This window comes from Chryseobacterium sp. SIMBA_029 (assembly GCF_046535275.1).
Classification (GTDB): domain Bacteria; phylum Bacteroidota; class Bacteroidia; order Flavobacteriales; family Weeksellaceae; genus Chryseobacterium.
Genome location: NZ_JAWRXA010000515.1, coordinates 1 through 259, shown reverse-complemented (window position 1 = coordinate 259; position 259 = coordinate 1). Strand labels below are relative to the sequence as shown.

Annotated in this window: 1 protein-coding gene; it reads right to left on the bottom strand. The window is 47.5% G+C overall.

The features are described 5' to 3' along the window. The coding region (locus SB679_RS25035; RefSeq protein ID WP_410705015.1) for a condensation domain-containing protein at positions 1–259 on the bottom strand (259 nt) is incomplete at both ends.

The following is a 259-nucleotide window of genomic DNA, read 5'->3' as shown; positions in this document are numbered from 1 at the left end:
CGATAAGTCCCGGTCAAATTCAAAACACACTAAACCGCCTTCGGTCGATTGGGATGCCGGCCTTCTGAAATCGGTCGGCATGTTCAAAACAGGTACTTCCTCTTTGAAGACATTTAACCAGTAATCTTCCTGCTTTTTCATTTCAGTCCGGGCAGATGCTTGCTTTTGCCATGCAGAATAATCCTTATACTGGATTTTCAGGGCGGGCAGTTCCTTTCCTTCATAAAGCTCGGCCAATTCGCGCGTCAGGATGCCCATC